Raw genomic sequence first — 15,435 nt, 5'->3', positions numbered from 1 at the left:
TTTAGAATGATAGAATGAGTGACCGGGTCGCCGGTGCGATAATTGAATAGCTGCGGCCATTTTTTATTCACTCATTCCTCATTCACTCATTCAAAATTATGATCAAGAAAGCCGTAATTCCTGCTGCCGGATTGGGAACCCGATTTTTGCCGGCCACCAAAGCACAACCGAAAGAAATGCTGCCGATTATCGACACGCCCACGATTCAGTACGTCGTGCAGGAAGCCGTCGATTCGGGCATTGAAGATATTCTGATTATTACCGGAAAAGGCAAACGCTCCATCGAAGACCATTTCGACCGGAATTACGAGTTGGAAACCCGGCTGGAGGAGAAAGAAGACGAAGCGTTGTTGCTGGAAATGCGCCGGTTGTCGGACATGGCGGATATTCATTTTGTCCGGCAAAAAGAACTGAACGGGTTGGGCGATGCGATTTATTACGCCCGGCATCACGTAGGCAACGAGCCGTTTGCGGTGTTGCTGGGGGATACGATCATGGATTCGGTGATTCCGGTGACCCAGCAGTTGATCGATACGTATGACCAGTACCGGGGAACGGTCATCGCCGTGGAAGAAGTACCGGCCGACAAGGTAAACCGCTACGGAATTGTGGGCGGCACGGCCCTGAGTGACAGCATCATGGAGTTGAATACGCTGATTGAAAAACCGTCCATCAAAGCCGCTCCGTCGAATCTGGCCATCGCGGGCCGGTATATCCTGACGCCCGACATTTTTGCCGCCATCGAGCAAACCGCCAAAGGAAAAAACAACGAAATCCAGTTGACGGATGCGATGTTGCTGCTGCTCAAACGCGAAAACATCTATTCGCACCGCATCGAGGGCAAACGCCACGACATCGGCAACAAACTGGATTTCCTGAAAACCACCGTTGAATTTGCGCTGAAACGCAAGGAATTCTCCGCCCCGTTCCTGGCCTTTTTAAAGGAAATCGTAGCCGCCCATTCCTGAGTACCGACGAAACCAGGACGTCCGTCGCTGCATTATGGCGTGTTAAAGACCAGCGCGAGTTGCCGATCCAGTTCGGTGCCGTGTAATCCTTTTCGAAGCACATATCCATTCTTATCGATCAGCAGATTGATGGGAATGGAATTCGTGCCATATTGAGGGCCAATGATGTTTCGGGAGCCTACCCGATCGGTGAGCTGCGTCCAGGGCAATTCCGCTTTTTGAAGGGCTTTTCGCCAGGCTTTCGGATTTTTATCGATGGAAATACTGACGATCTGAAGGCCCCGGTCTTTGTATTGATCATAAAGGGCTTTCAGTCGAACGTGTTCCTGACGGCAGTGATCGCACCAGCTTGCCCAGAAATCAACCAGAACCACATTGCCTGTGTAAGAAAGAAGCCGAACCGGTCTGTTCTGCTTATCGGACAAAACCAGGTCAGGGGCTTGTTGTCCGGATTCAGGTTTGCCTTCAACTTCCCGGCCAGCTTGTACCTGACCAAATGCATTGCTGACAAGCAGAAGGGACAAAATAGGAACGAGCCGGTTCATAAGGGTTTCTGTTAAAATCCGGTAGTAATTTCAGAAAAAGTACTTAAAAATACAACTACTTTTTTAGGAGTAATAATTGTACGGTTTTATTCCAAAAAATCAGGCATACTCAGCGGTTCATCGGGTATTCGTTGATCCAGTGAAAACCCCGGTTTACCAACAGAAACTGCCGAATGTCCTGTTTTTTCAGCCGGACATAAATAGAGTCGATTTGGTTGAATCCTTTCAGAATGAGGGAGTTCGTGTCTGGTTGCTGGTAGGTTAGCCGGTATTTGTGAGCCGTGTCGGAACGGGCATATAAGACGGCTTGTAATTTTGCAGTATCCGGCTCAAAGGCATAGTTTCGCAGTGAATCATTCATATACCGAATCGTCAGAGTCGGATAGCTTATATACCCTCCAACCATTACCTGCCGCCAGCGCGTCGTGTCTGTCAGCATGGGTGCCAGCGTATCGCCATTCAGTGCGAAGGTTTCGACCTGATACAGGCCGTAAAGCGGAGGCTTGGGAGCTTGGTCACCGTATTGCTTTGCAGTGATAAAACCGCCGTAAGTCTGGCCGTACAGAACAAAGCTGATTGCCAGCGTCTTGAAAATAATTCGGCCTGTCCGCCACCGGCGGGATGTTCGGAAAGGCGTCAGATTGAGAGCGGGTGCCGGGCGGTTTAACAAAAGGACATTCATCAATCGTCGGCCGTCGGTGGTCAGGATAAACAGCGCCATCAGGAGCAGATTCGACGAATACAGCTTCACCGGGACATCAAAGCAGAAGTTGATGGCGACGATATTGCCGATAACCGCCACCAGAATAATAGCGCCCAAAGCCGTCGTTTTTCGGAACAAAAGCAAGGCACCCCCGATGATCTCGCCCAGACCGGTAAACCAGTTGTAGGCCGTCGAATACCCCATGAACGTCCAGGCCAGTCCCATGGGCGACGATTGGCCGTAGGGTTCCATGAGCCGCGTGATACTGGGAAACGGAAATTGGGTCTTGAACACTTTGGCAAAACCGTAGGTGAACATCGTAATGGCCAGATAATACCGGAGCAAAACCAGCAGCCCGTACAGCATCGTATTGTAGTTGGCCCGGTTTCGGTCGAGCACCGACCACACCAGGGTGGCCGCAAACGCCAGAACGACAAAACAAAAAAGCTGAACGTAGTTGAACGTCGTATCTCCGCTTCCGTTCGGAAAAACCGTGATTTCATTGGGCAGTTGCAAAATCGTTCGGCCTACCCACGGCACCAGCGCATGCCAGACGTCGTTGTAGGAACTGGTCAGGAAGTAGGAGCCGGGCACATTGGAGAGCGGAAACGGAAAGACATAGAGCAGAAAATAGGCAAAGAAAAAACGGAAGGCCAGCTTTTGAGCCGGGTTCCACTGCAAAGGATACGAAATGAACTGGGACATGACAGGTTGTGACGGGGAGGAATCAGCCACAAAATACAAAAACCTCAGCAGGACGCAAACGCCTGACCAACCCGCCAGACCTCTTCAAACGAGTTGTACAAAGGTGTAGGGGCCAGCCGAATGCAATCCGGTTCGCGCCAGTCGCCGATGATGCCCTGTTCGGTGAGTCGGTTGAAGACGGTTTTTCCGTCGTGCTGAACCAATAACGACAACTGGCAACCGCGTTCGGCTGCATTGGTGGGGGTAATCATCTGTAAACCTGCCGTTTCACGAAGAACGAATTCCAGAAAACCGGTCAGCAATTCGCTTTTTCGGCGCAACGCTTCCAGGCCCGCTTCGGCGGTGAGCTGCAAAGCCGCGTGGTGAACCGCCATCGCCAGAACCGTCGGGGTGCTAAGCTGCCAGCCGTCGGCCCCCGGCATGGGCACAAATCCTTTGGTCATTTCAAACCGCCGGGCTTCGTCGTATCCCCACCAGCCGGCCAGCCGGGGCAAGGCAGCCGCGTGGTGTTTTTCATGAACAAAGATCCCGGAAACCCCGCCCGGCCCGGAATTGAGGTATTTATACGAACACCAGACCGCAAAATCTACGCCCCAGTCGTGCAGTTTAAGGGGGATATTCCCAATGGCATGGGCCAGATCGAATCCGATGGGAACGCCAATCTGACGGGCTTTTTGCGCAATTGCCGCCATGTCGAACACCTGCCCGGTATAGTAGTGCAAACCGCTCATCAGCACGAGCGCCAGCGAATCCCGGTGCCGCTCAATGGCATCCAGGATATCCGCCGTTTGCCAGGTATGTTCATTGGTGCGGGGAAAAACTTCGACCAGCGTTTCATCCGGTTTCAGACCGCGCGTCCGGAGGTGTGTTTCGAGTGCGTATTGATCCGAAGGAAAATCACCGCCGATGGTCAAAATTTTCGTGCGGTTTCCGGTGGGTTGGTAAAAAGACGTCAGCAGCAGGTGCAGGTTGACCGTCAGGTTATTCATCGGACACACTTCCGACGGGTCGGCTCCAACGATTTGCGCCAGCGGTTCCTTGCAACGCTGATGAATCGTCAGCCAGGGATTCTTGCCCTCAAACCAGCCTTCGACGCCGTGTTGTTGCCAGATCGCTAACTCGTGATCCAGTGCCTGCCGGGCGGTTTTGGGTTGCAGGCCCAGCGAATTACCGCAGAAATAGATCAGCGGTTTTCCATTGCGTTCGGGGATGTAAAACCGGTCGCGGTAGGAGCGGAGCGGGTCGGCCTGATCGAGTTGCCGGGCAAAGGCCAGGGAATTTTCAAAAAGCATAGCTTTTTTTAGTTAAGAATTATGAGTTAAGAGTTATGGGTTGCGTGCGTCAGCCAACTCATAACTCTTAACTCATAACTCTCAATTGTGCTTCATGCCGCCTTTTTTGCAGCAGGAAGGCAATTTGGCGTAGCCTTTTTCATCCGCCGTCACCTCATCGGCGTCGTATCCCGATTTCGAAATATTGGCTTTGATCTTGTTGATGTCGGTTTTCTTCGGATTGTATTTCACCGTGACGACCTTATCCTTCAAGTCCAGATTGGACTCCTTGATGCCTTTTTCAAAAGCCAGGTTGCGTTCGATGCGTTCCTTACACATTTCGCAAATGGCCGAGGTCTTGATTTTGACCTCTTTTTCTTTATCGTCAACAGCCTGGGCCGTAATGCCGATGGCCAGAAACAGAATCGTCAGGAGTCCTATTAAGTGCTTTTTCATGGTAAAGAGAGTTTACGTTTTGAAGTTCAGACAAGTTAATGGTGGTTCATGGATTTGCCCGGCATGGATTTGCCCGGCATCATCATGGGCATCAGCGATGGGGTAATTCGTAAATATAGCTGCCCTGATAACGGATTTTTGCCATAAATCGGTTCCAGAGCCCGGTCCGGGAACGAACCCGTCAACTGGGCACCGACGACCAGATCGGTTTGGGCCAGTTGCAACAGACGGTAATTCAGGCCGAGTGTTAAACTGTTGATGTTCACCAGTTTTGTGTCATCGCTCGGGGCCGTGAAAAAGTAATCTCTCAGCCCCAGTTCGTCAACGGACTTTGTGATGTTCTCATACCGTCCAAACAAGGCGGTTTTGCCCAGTTGCAGGCTGCTTTCGGCCAGATACGCGTTTTCGTTGACGCCATCGTGCGCGTTCAGCCCCCAGACCAGCGCCGACGAAACGTAGCGACCGGGTTGCCCCAACGGTTTGCTGTGCAAAAGCGATGCCGTAGTTCGGGTAACGTTATGATCGGCCTCCAGGGCCTCCGGACTCTTGATAAACCCCTGCGAAAACTGCAACGCGAGCGTTGGAGACGGGTTTACCGAAAGCCGGTACGAATAACTGTCGAAACGCGGGCGGTCGAAGCCATACCGGTTTTCGTTCGGTTCGCGACCCGTAAAATTCGACACTTCCAATTTAGCAATTTTATACCGAAAACCGGCGGTGGCCACCCCAAAGGTAATGTGGGTCGCATCGGTCCAGTGGTGGCCTAAGGGCGAATCCGGGTTGTTGAACGACGACAGCCGGTGCATAAACGCCGGTGGCCCCAGGGCCGGTTCGCCCGGATACCCGACGTAGCCGAACACATCCGCATTGGGTGACAGCGCGTAGGAATAACCGACCGAAAGTTCAGAAAACAGATCGTGCTGATGCTGGCGGTCGATCAGCCGCTGGCCTTGATAGGTTTCACCCGACTGAAACAGAAGCGGATAGCCATTGTTACCCACCGTCAGCGGATCAAGCGAAATCATGGCTTTGAACGCCAGCAAGCCCCGTTGTCCGATCTGCCGTTGGGCCATTCCCATGATGTAATTGGGGGCATCGAACTGCGTCGCGCGGCCCCGTTTGCCCGGATTGTTGAAATTCTGGTTGGTATGCCGCAGGAAAACGCTGTAATGCAGCATCGTCATCCACGGGTTTCCCATCGACTGCGACGGGTGAAACATATACATGTACATCGGCGTCTGGTCGGGGTGCCAGGCCGTGCCGGAAGCATTCCGGTTCATGGGCAGGTTCCGCGAATAGAGGTGCGACATCATGGCCATGCCTTGCTGCATCTGCATCATGTCGTGCATCGCGTGACCCATCGCAGCGTGGTCCAGGCTGTCCTGCTTCATCATTTTTTTGGCCGGTGGCATTCTGGTTTTCCGGCTGGTGTCAGCCGGAAAACCGTCGGCCCAGGCGATTCCCGAAGTGCTGATAAAAAAGACAACGAGAAACCATTTTTGTATTGAAATCATAAGGATAAACTTGTCTGGTAAAGTGGGTTTACGCGCTCGCCGACATCCGCCGACAATCGTCAGCGCAACGGCGGCAGGCTTCGGCGCAGGCCCGGCAATGGTCATGATCGTGTTTACTGCATTCGTTGGCACAGGCATCGCACACATCGGCACAGAGTACCATAAATTGCCTCATGAATTCGGAATCGCGGGCGGTAAGACTCGCGCACATTTTACAAAAATCGGCGCAATCGCGGCAAAGCCGGATGCAGTCGCGCATCATCTGAACGTGGTCTTCCTGCAAACAGGCCGTAGCGCAGTGTTCGCAGGCGGCAGCACAATCAAAACAAATCTGAACATGCCCTTCGTGTTGTTGCATCGTTTCCATACCGTAATTAGTTGGTTTATAGATTGATTTAATTAAACTCGATTTCACGTTACGGTAGGTGGTAGGGCAAAGGTAGCGGCTTTGCCTGAGCCCGGCTTTACAGAACTCTGGCGCGTTTGTGCATCATTTTGGCGGCCCCACTTTGTCGATTTCGGTTCGGTAAGCCAGGCCGTTTCGTTTAAAGTCGCCCGGTGTCAGACCCATCACCTGTTTAAACTGGTTCGACAGGTGCTGGGTACTGCTGTAGCCCAGCCGCCAGGCGATCTCACTCAGGGTTAACTCGCCGTAGAGCAAATACTCTTTCACTTTTTCGATTTTCTGAGCGATGACGTATTTCTCGATGGTCATTCCTTCTATAGCCGAGAATAAATGACTGAGGTAAGAATACTCGTAACCGATTTTCCGGGTCAGAAAGTCCGACAAGTTCTGGTGTTCCGGCCGTTCGCGCTGGTCGTGATGAACCTCATTGACAATGAGCGCTTTGATCTGTTCGACCACCACCGCTTTCCGGTCTTCCAGCAGTTCAAAATCATTGTCGGCCAGCACCTGCCGGATTTGCTCCAACGAAACCGCAGTCGGCAATTCGCCCGTTTCCACCTCGCCCAGCTCCACCCGCAGCACCTCGATGCCGAGTTCTTCCAGAATATCCCGAACGACGCGCTTGCACCGTCCGCAAACCATGTGTTTGATGTAGAGTTTCATGGTTTAGATTTTAAGTTTATACCGGAAACCGCCGTAAATCATCCGCCCTGTGATGGGTCCCCACACCCGCGCGGCTGCGTCGAAATCCCGGCCGTAGGGGTCGCTGGCGCCCACAATCGGATTGGCTTGCCGGAAGTTGCCGAGGTTTTCGCCCCCCAGATAGACATCCCAAGTCCGGAACGACTTGGTCACCTGCGCATTGATGTTGTAAAAACCGGGGGCATTTTCGCGGGGCATGTTCTGGTAACTCGTGTGTTCGTAGCCTTCGCGGAGGTACGGAATCCGTTTCGGTCCGTTCCATTGTACCGTGAAATCAAACTTCCATTTGTCGAACGGCAACGCATATGCCGCATTGAACAGAACCCGGTCGCGGCTCACCATCATGCGCGGCAGGAGGAGACTTTCCCCGAAGGTCATGCCCATCGTCTGGCGAACATCGAAAAGCCGGTAGGCCAGTTTGACCTCCATGCGACGGAGGGGCTGGTAGTTCAGTTCGGCCTGAAAACTGTTGGAAAACGAGCGTGCTTTCAAACCGGGCGTCGACCGACTCGACAGGTAATAGAAATGAAGTTCGCGCGGGTGCTCCAGATCGGCAATCAACTGATTCTGAAAGTTCGTGCGGTAGTAATCCAGCACCAGCGACGCCTTTTTGCCGAACAGATTGAACTCCTGCGTCAGACTGGTTCCGTAATTCCACGAGATTTCCGGCTGAAGTTTGGCATCGAAATACACGGTTCGGGAACTCACCAGATAGCCGTAGTTTTCGGCCAGCGCATTCGGTGTCCGGAAGCCCCGCCCCGCCGAGGCTCGGAGGATCAGGTTGTCGGTCAGGTCGTATTTGGCGTGAAAACGGGGCGTAAACTGCGTGCCGAACCGGTTGTGAAAATCCAGCCGTGCACCCGCCACCAGCGTGAGTTTATCGAGGTACTTGTAGGTGTATTCCCCAAAAACACCCGGCACGGATTCGGTGCGGGTCAACAGTGTGTCGCGGTATTTTTCGCGGTAATCGTCGAGCAGATAACTCAGCCCGACTTTGAACGAATGGTTGGTGTTGTCGATGATCGACTGATAGATCAGGTTGCCATAGAGCGTTTTCTGCTGACCGTTGTAGGGAATAAAACCGAAAGAGGAGTTCTGTTCGTGGTTGACGGCATTCAGGATCAGGCCCAGCCCCCGGTACGGTTTTTCGGGATAAAGCCGGGCGGTTTTGGAAAACACCTCAACCCGTTTGGTGGTGTTCGTAAACTGGTAAGTGGGGCTACCGCTGCGGGTTGCCGCCATCTGTCCGCCGGTCCGGTCTTCGTAGAGTGACTTGATGCCAAACTGGGTCATAAACCGCTCCGTTCCGTATTTGGCGCGAACAATCCCGTTATATTGCGTGTACAAAGGCAAATCCAGAAAGTTATCGCCATTCTGATCGATCCGGTTTTGCAGCGTGCTGGCGTGTCCCAGAAAACCGACACTCCATTTGTCCGACAGCGGTTTCGACAGATTCAGGTTGCCTTCGACCCGTCCGAAACTGTTGACGTAGGCGTTGGCAAAAATCCGTTCCCGGGCATCCGGTTTCTGCAATTCGACGTTCATCGCACCCGACATGCCTTCGTACCCGTTGACGACCGAACCGGCTCCTTTGCCAATGTCGATGGACGAAATCCAGGTGCCCGGCACATAATTCAGGCCGAAAGTAGACGCCAGCCCGCGGATCGTCGGGATGTTTTCAACGTTGGTTTGCACGTAATTTCCGCTTAATCCCAGCATCTGAATCTGCTTGGCGCCGGTGACGGCATCGCTGTAGGACACATTGACGGATGCGTTGGTTTCAAACGATTCGGACAGGTTGCAGCAGGCGGCTTTGGCCAGTGTCCGCGTGGTCAGGATTTCGTTTTGGATGGGCGAAAACCGGTCCGTTTGCGACGACGCCCCCTGAACCGTCACTTCCTGGAGCGTGTTCTGGCTGGTGAGAATGACGGTCAGACTGGTTTGATCGGAAACCGAAATTGTATCGGTTTTAAAGCCCACATAGCTGAAAACGAGTCGGTTGAGTGAGTCAGATTTCGGAATGGTGAAAAAGCCGGTGTCGGTAGAGGTGGTCGAAATCGAGGTGCCCGCCCAATAGATGGTGACGCCGACCAGCGGGACGGTTTTGGTGTTGACGCGCTCTGAAACCGTGCCGGTCAGAATTTGCGCGGGAGCGTGAACAACGCTGAGGAGAGCCAGCCATAGGGTGGTCAATCCTGCTTTATAGGTGGAATGTGGACGCATAAAGAGTCGTGATGTGGTTGAAATAAAAAGGAACCGATGCTTTTTCAGCATGGACTTCATTTTAGCACAAGACGACTTCCTATAGCAAAAAGCTCTGAACAAACGAGAGCAGACTGCGCCCGTACTGGAGAGGAGGGGAATCAAAAACCGCCAGCATCGACGCAGTATCGGCTACAGCCAGACTGGTGAACAGCCAGGTCACGAGTGCCGTCACCCCGGCGAGTACCGTATCGGCCATCGACTTGATGAACTTGGCGACGAGTTGCGTGATGGACGACGAAAAATCGACGTTTTCATACCGCTGTGCTTCCTGGCAGCAATCCGTTCGTTTGAAAACGGGAGATGAGGTGTCGTTTTCCGGGGAAGAAACCGCCTTCTGGCGGTGAATCGGGCAACTTTGGTTCGCTTTGGCAGACTGGGTCATCGCTAACGACACTTTCTTCCCGCGCATCCGGCACGTGTGTTCAATCAGACCAAAACCGGTACTGCTCAGCAGTACGATGCAGGTCATCAGGAGGTTGAACAGTTGGAAGATTGTGCGTTTCATGACGGATCAAAAGTAGAGGATGACCACTATAAAAGCAAGTACATCATTTTGGGAATAGGTGCAGGATTTTGTTATTTGGCTCCGACCACTACCAAACAGATGAGGTGGGACCATTGGCCCCACCTCATCATAAAAGGAAATAAACGGTATTGGTTCCGGCAGAAAATTAATAACCGGGGTTTTGTTTCAATATGGCCGTACCCTGCAAGTCGATCTGCGTTTGGGGCAGTGGCATGTATTCGTTTTTGTTGGGCGTAAACTTGGCACCACCCAGACCGTTGGTCAGTTTGGCCCCTTCGTAGGTCAGGTAAGCATTCAGCACCGGACCCGCAATTCCCCAACGCACCAGGTCAAAGAAGCGGTGACCTTCACCCGAAAGTTCCAGCTTGCGTTCGAACTGAACGGCGGTGCGGGCGGCAGCTTTGTCGGTCCAGGGGGCCGTGTAGTTGCTGATGACATACTTGGCCGCTGGTGCCGTTCCTTTCATCACGTAACCCGCCGGATTGGCCGCCCGGGTCCGGATCTGGTTGACCAGCGCGCGGGCGCGCTCCAGGCTACCCACTTCAACTTCACATTCTGCCGCCATCAGCAACACATCGGCATAGCGGATCAGGATCACGTTAATACCGGTCCAGCCTTTGGTCCAGTTCGAAACGTCAGCAATGCGGGCTTCCTGGGCCTTGGTATAGATGTATTTTTTCGGAGCATAAGGGCCGCCGAAAGCTTGGTCGCGAATCCAGTCCTGGCCCGGAAAATCCTGCCAGTCCAGATAAGGGATACCACGACGACCGATGGAGTGGTCGAGACGGGGGTCCAAATTGCCAGCATCGGGCGTAAAGGCCGCCGACGACGCGAGTCCCTGATCCGTTTTAAGCTGGTTTGCGCCGGTATTATACGAACCGTCCAGCAGAGGCAGTCCGGTAGCATCCGTACGGAACGAATTCCCTAACTCGAAGCTGGGCTGAAAGAAACCGCAGCAACCTACCGGACCCGCCGGGCCGGTGTTGTAAGGCCAGTTCAGGTTCAGGTCACCCGAAGCGGCATCGGAGCTACCAGCGTTGGCTACGTTTTGTGTAGCGAAAACGATTTCGTCATTTTTCTCATTGTCGGCGCTGAACACCAGTCCATACTGCGGATAGAGGCTGTATTTGTTGCCCGAAGACGTTTTACCACTCGCAATCACCAGATCGAAAAGGGTTTTGGCTTCGGCATACTTCTTCTGGTACAAATAGGTTTTGGCCAAATAGGTGGCAGCAGCCCATTTGTTGGCGCGACCGGCTGCGGTCTGTACTTCCGGCAGCACATCGTAGGCAGCTTTGAAGTCGGCTTCGATTTTTGGCCAGATGTCGGTGCTGTTCGCAATTTCCGTAATACCGGCGGCATAATCGACACTTTCGTCAACATAAGGCACCATGTTGAACGTCCGTTTCAGCTCGAAATAATAGTGCGCCCGCAGGAATTTGGCTTCGGCACCAATGCGGGCCTGATCTGCCGCACTCACCGTTGCATCCGCCGTTTTCAATTGCCGCAGGACGGAATTAGCCCGGCTGATGCCTTCGTACATCAGGTTCCAGCGGGCATTGAGTTCACCACTGGCCGCCAGCATTTCGTAGCGCTGAAACGGCGTAATGGCGTTGAAGTCACCGGCGTTGGAGCCTTTGTTGGCTTCTCCCCCCATGATGCTTCCATACATCCAGTTGGTCGAGCTGGCGGTTTGGCTGAAACCCCGGCCATTCAGCTCGGTGTAGGCACTGATCAGCAAACCTTCCAGACCATTTTTCGTGCTCAACTGCGCACTGGTCAGTGTACCGGTTGGCTGCACCACTAAAAAGCTATCCTTACAGGCCAGCGTGCTAAACGTTAAAGCGAGCGCCAGCAGGGTTCCTTTTGTGACTATATCTTTCATTTTCTGAATTTCTTAATCGGTTGGTTCAAATTAGAAGGTAACGCTCAGGCCGGCATTGTAGCTTCGGGTCAGCGGATAGTTTCCGACGTCGATCCCGAAGTTCTGGTCAGCCGCTCCACCGACACCGGGGTCCAGACCTTCATACTTCGTGATGGTGAAGATGTTGTTGGCTGATGCGGAAATCCGTACGCGGCCTAACTTGAGTTTGCTCAACAGGGCCGAAGGCAGTGTATACCCGAGGGTAATGTTCTGCATCCGCAGGTATGAACCATCTTCCACATAGAAGGAATTCGGCTGGGTGTTGGTGCTGAAGTTGGAAACATCTTCGAAAATGGGCTGGTTCGTATTCGTATTCGTCGTCGACCACGAATTCTTTACCCGCTCGCTAACAGCCGCTCCGGGGAACGACGGATAGAAATCGGTATACCATTTCGACAGGTTGAAGATTTTGTTGCCCAGTGACGAATACAAATACGTAGCGGCATCGAATCCCTTGTAGTTGATCTGGAAGTTGATCCCACCCGTAAATTTCGGAACCGGGCTGCCGATGAACGTCCGGTCGGTGTTGTCGATTTTGCCATCCCCGTTGATGTCGGCGAAACGGAAACGACCCACACCGGCACCCGTTTGGGTAGGAGCGGCTCTAACTTCTTCCTGGTTCTGGAACAGGCCTACCACCTGGAAACCGTAGAAGGAAGCAATGGACTGACCGGGTTGGTTCCGGGTAGCGGGCAAGCCCAGGCGGTTGGAAGCCGGGGAGACATCGAAATACGGAACGCCCGGGGCCAGTTGCTGAATCCGGTTTTTAAGAACGCTACCCGTCAGGTTGATTTCATACGAAACATCGCTGCTCAGTTTTCCGCGGGTGCCGATCAGCAGGTCAATCCCTTCGTTCCGCATCCCGGCAATGTTGACCGAAGGTGCCGTGGCCCGAACCCCAACAACGCCGGCAATCGGCACTTGATAGAGCAGGTCTTTGGTATCTTTCCGCCAGATGTCGAAAACGATATCCAGTTTGCCGTTCAGGAACGTAGCGTCGATCCCTACGTTGGTCGTCGTACTGGTTTCCCATTTGGCATTCGGGTTACCGATCCGGCTCCGGAAAAACCCGGGGTTCAGCGTGCTGTTGGTGGCACCAATGTCGTAGGAGTTGGCCACGTTGGTGGCGAACAGGCTATACTGGTTGTTGGGGTCTACGTTGTTGGAGTTCCCCATCTGGCCCCAGCCCCCCCGAATCTTCAGATCCGTAATGAACGTTGCGTCCTTCATGAAGTTCTCACCGGAAATCCGCCAGGCAGCCGAGAAGGCCGGGAAAACCCCGAACCGATTGGCCGCTCCAAACCGCGATGAACCGTCACGACGGATCACCCCCGTCAGGATATACTTGTCGTTGTAGATGTAGTTCAACCGTCCGAATACGGAGTAGAAATTGACCCCGTTCTGGATGTTGCTGTTCACTACCCGACCCACCGAAGAGGTCGTACTCAGCGTTACATAGTTGACATCGGTACTGAATGGGTTTGAACCCGTACCGCTGATGTTCCGTCCACGTCCGTCGTTCAGGGCTTCGATACCGGCCAGAACATCGACGCTGTGGAGACCGAATTTCTGTTTGTATTGTGCGGTGTTCGTAAACGTCCAGGCCAGGAAGTACCCACCGCCTTCGCTGATGGACAGGCCGCGACCGTTTCCTTCGGCGTTCCAGTAGGTATTCTGCGAAGTCGTTTTGTTGTAGAAATTGAAGAACTGACCGCCGAGGCTGCTGCGCAGGGTCAGGGCCGGAATCGGATCATATTCCAGATACACATTTCCGAACAGACCAACGCCAAAGTTATTGTTGTCCTTGGCACCATCCCGGCTCGCTACCGGGTTAGCCGGGTTGTTGAACCCTTTGGCCGATGTACCGGCCCAGCCACCGAACTCGTCGTAAATCGGGATGATGGGAGCCATCCGGAATGCGCTCAGGATTTCGCTTTCTTCCTGCGACAGGTTTTGCCCGGCATTGCCACCCACCTGGCCGGAGGTGTTGGCGTAGGTCAACTGGATATTTTCACCAAACCGCAGGTTTTTGACGATGTCAAACTCCGTGTTGGCCCGCAGGTCATACCGCGCAAAGTTGTTGTGGTTCAGAATACCGTTCTGGTTTTGCTGGCCCAGGCTGAAGAAATACCGGCTGCTTTCGGTACCGCCCGAAAAGCCCAGCGTCTGGCGCAGAATGGGAGCCGTCCGCGTGATGGCATCATACCAGTCCGTACCGGCTTTGTTGGCCCGAACGACCTGATAAACGGCTCCGGCGTCGGTATTGATGTTGTATTTGGGGCGCTCAGCCGCCAGATCAACCGACCCGATCACCCCATACCGGGTTCCTACCATCAGATAATCCGGCAAAACCGGCGTCGATCCGGTGCCATACTGACCATTGGCAATGCCCGTAAAATCATCGGGAAGACCCAGGGAAGCCTGGCGGTTGCGAACCGCGTTCCAGGTCCAGTTGGCTTGCTCCTGCGGATTCAGGATGGCCTGCGATTTACCGGGATCGGTAAAACCGTACAGACCATCGTACGTAACGGTCAGTTTTTGCGCCCGGCGGTTTCCTTTTTTCGTCGTATAAACGATAACCCCGTTGGCGGCCCGTGCTCCGTAAATGGAAGCGGCTGCGGCATCTTTCAGAACCGTGGTGGTTTCAATATCATCCGGGTTCAGAAAGTTGGTTGTCCCGATGGGTACCCCATCCACGACATACAGAGGCTGGTTCCCGCCAAAGGCCCCGAAGCCCCGCACCCGAACGGTGTTGTTGGCACCCGGCTGACCACTGGCAATGACCGTAACCCCGGCAACGCGACCCTGCAACTGGGTTTCGACGTTGGCCGAAGGCGTAACCTTTAAGTCGCGGGATTTTACGGTTGAAATAGCCCCGGCATTGTCGCGCTTGCTGTCCGTCGTATACCCGGTTACAACGACCTCCGTCAAGGCCGTAACGTCGTCTTCCACCGAAACATCGACGGTCGAACGATTGCCAACCGTTACTTCCTGGGATTTGAAACCGATGGCCGAAATGACCAGCACCGGATTGGCACCCCGAATGTTCAGGGTGTAATTTCCCTCGGCATCCGAGGACGTCCCGGTCGTGGTGCCTTTGAGAACGATGTTCGCGCCCGGAACCGGCCCGTCTTTCCCTGTTACTTTTCCGCTAACCCGGCGATCCTGGGCCATGACATTACTGCTCACAAAAAGCAGAAATGCACCCAAAATCGCAGATTGGAACAATCTGTAGAATTGTGCTTTCATGATAGGTTTTGTAATAATTGGTTTTATTTTCGTACTAAATTAAGAGTACTTTAAACATACTTCAAAATTTTATAAAAAATATTATAAATATTCCCGTTGCTACCTGTGATGATAAGTTGGTAATGTTTTGTTGTAGTCTATTGATTGTTAATAATTTAACCTTGAAATAATCCTCCCTCCATTCGGGTGATTTTTTTTTGA

12 protein-coding genes are annotated in these 15,435 nt (G+C 53.2%); 1 reads left to right on the top strand and 11 read right to left on the bottom strand.

Annotated elements, in window-relative coordinates; all coding sequences use genetic code 11:
- Nucleotides 1-98 precede the first annotated feature (98 nt).
- Nucleotides 99-968: a UTP--glucose-1-phosphate uridylyltransferase GalU gene (gene galU / locus FH871_RS23225; RefSeq protein WP_114405935.1), complete on the top strand. Its 870-nt coding sequence runs from the start codon at nucleotides 99-101 to the stop codon at nucleotides 966-968.
- 32 nt (nucleotides 969-1,000) lie between these two features.
- Here galU and FH871_RS23220 read toward each other — a convergent pair whose 3' ends face one another.
- The 11 genes from FH871_RS23220 to FH871_RS23170 form a co-directional block, all read right to left on the bottom strand.
- Nucleotides 1,001-1,513 carry a TlpA disulfide reductase family protein gene (locus FH871_RS23220; protein ID WP_138993824.1) on the bottom strand — a complete coding sequence of 171 codons (513 nt, stop codon included), beginning with the start codon at nucleotides 1,511-1,513 and terminating at the stop codon, nucleotides 1,001-1,003.
- 109 nt (nucleotides 1,514-1,622) lie between these two features.
- Nucleotides 1,623-2,921, bottom strand: a complete 1,299-nt coding sequence (locus FH871_RS23215) for a DoxX family protein (RefSeq protein WP_138993823.1) — start codon at nucleotides 2,919-2,921, stop codon at nucleotides 1,623-1,625.
- Nucleotides 2,922-2,965: 44 nt separating this feature from the next.
- Nucleotides 2,966-4,213 (bottom strand): kynureninase, encoded by a 1,248-nt coding sequence (gene kynU, locus FH871_RS23210; RefSeq protein WP_138993822.1) that lies wholly within the window; start codon nucleotides 4,211-4,213, stop codon nucleotides 2,966-2,968.
- A gap of 81 nt (nucleotides 4,214-4,294) precedes the next feature.
- On the bottom strand, nucleotides 4,295-4,648 hold the full coding sequence (locus tag FH871_RS23205) for a heavy-metal-associated domain-containing protein (protein WP_138993821.1): 354 nt from the start codon (nucleotides 4,646-4,648) through the stop codon (nucleotides 4,295-4,297).
- 35 nt (nucleotides 4,649-4,683) lie between these two features.
- Entirely contained in the window at nucleotides 4,684-6,162 is a 1,479-nt protein-coding gene (locus FH871_RS23200; protein ID WP_229317516.1) for a hypothetical protein, read from the bottom strand.
- Between the two features lie 28 nt (nucleotides 6,163-6,190).
- Nucleotides 6,191-6,529, bottom strand: coding sequence for a four-helix bundle copper-binding protein (locus tag FH871_RS23195; protein WP_138993820.1), 339 nt, complete (start codon nucleotides 6,527-6,529; stop codon nucleotides 6,191-6,193).
- A gap of 123 nt (nucleotides 6,530-6,652) precedes the next feature.
- Nucleotides 6,653-7,231, bottom strand: coding sequence for an AraC family transcriptional regulator (locus FH871_RS23190; RefSeq protein ID WP_138993819.1), 579 nt, complete (start codon nucleotides 7,229-7,231; stop codon nucleotides 6,653-6,655).
- A 3-nt stretch (nucleotides 7,232-7,234) separates the two neighbouring features.
- On the bottom strand, nucleotides 7,235-9,493 hold the full coding sequence (locus FH871_RS23185; protein ID WP_138993818.1) for a TonB-dependent receptor: 2,259 nt from the start codon (nucleotides 9,491-9,493) through the stop codon (nucleotides 7,235-7,237).
- A 79-nt stretch (nucleotides 9,494-9,572) separates the two neighbouring features.
- Nucleotides 9,573-10,040, bottom strand: coding sequence for a hypothetical protein (locus tag FH871_RS23180; protein ID WP_138993817.1), 468 nt, complete (start codon nucleotides 10,038-10,040; stop codon nucleotides 9,573-9,575).
- A 166-nt stretch (nucleotides 10,041-10,206) separates the two neighbouring features.
- The gene (locus FH871_RS23175; RefSeq protein ID WP_138993816.1) at nucleotides 10,207-11,946 is read right to left on the bottom strand and encodes a RagB/SusD family nutrient uptake outer membrane protein; all 1,740 of its coding nucleotides are present in this window, start codon (nucleotides 11,944-11,946) and stop codon (nucleotides 10,207-10,209) included.
- Nucleotides 11,947-11,976: 30 nt separating this feature from the next.
- Nucleotides 11,977-15,234 (bottom strand): TonB-dependent receptor, encoded by a 3,258-nt coding sequence (locus tag FH871_RS23170; protein WP_138993815.1) that lies wholly within the window; start codon nucleotides 15,232-15,234, stop codon nucleotides 11,977-11,979.
- Nucleotides 15,235-15,435 lie beyond the last annotated feature (201 nt).

The sequence above is a fragment of the Larkinella sp. C7 genome, from assembly GCF_006149005.1.
Taxonomy (GTDB): Bacteria; Bacteroidota; Bacteroidia; order Cytophagales; family Spirosomataceae; genus Larkinella.
This window is presented reverse-complemented; position numbering and strand designations above follow the sequence as displayed.

Excerpts from the sequence above, each read along its gene's own strand:
- galU (WP_114405935.1), top strand. The coding sequence starts at position 99 with ATGATCAAGAAAGCCGTAATTCCTGCTGCCGGATTGGGAACCCGATTT.
- FH871_RS23220 (WP_138993824.1), bottom strand. The coding sequence starts at position 1,513 with ATGAACCGGCTCGTTCCTATTTTGTCCCTTCTGCTTGTCAGCAATGCA.
- FH871_RS23215 (WP_138993823.1), bottom strand. The coding sequence starts at position 2,921 with ATGTCCCAGTTCATTTCGTATCCTTTGCAGTGGAACCCGGCTCAAAAG.
- kynU (WP_138993822.1), bottom strand. The coding sequence starts at position 4,213 with ATGCTTTTTGAAAATTCCCTGGCCTTTGCCCGGCAACTCGATCAGGCC.
- FH871_RS23205 (WP_138993821.1), bottom strand. The coding sequence starts at position 4,648 with ATGAAAAAGCACTTAATAGGACTCCTGACGATTCTGTTTCTGGCCATC.
- FH871_RS23200 (WP_229317516.1), bottom strand. The coding sequence starts at position 6,162 with ATGATTTCAATACAAAAATGGTTTCTCGTTGTCTTTTTTATCAGCACT.
- FH871_RS23195 (WP_138993820.1), bottom strand. The coding sequence starts at position 6,529 with ATGGAAACGATGCAACAACACGAAGGGCATGTTCAGATTTGTTTTGAT.
- FH871_RS23190 (WP_138993819.1), bottom strand. The coding sequence starts at position 7,231 with ATGAAACTCTACATCAAACACATGGTTTGCGGACGGTGCAAGCGCGTC.
- FH871_RS23185 (WP_138993818.1), bottom strand. The coding sequence starts at position 9,493 with ATGCGTCCACATTCCACCTATAAAGCAGGATTGACCACCCTATGGCTG.
- FH871_RS23180 (WP_138993817.1), bottom strand. The coding sequence starts at position 10,040 with ATGAAACGCACAATCTTCCAACTGTTCAACCTCCTGATGACCTGCATC.
- FH871_RS23175 (WP_138993816.1), bottom strand. The coding sequence starts at position 11,946 with ATGAAAGATATAGTCACAAAAGGAACCCTGCTGGCGCTCGCTTTAACG.
- FH871_RS23170 (WP_138993815.1), bottom strand. The coding sequence starts at position 15,234 with ATGAAAGCACAATTCTACAGATTGTTCCAATCTGCGATTTTGGGTGCA.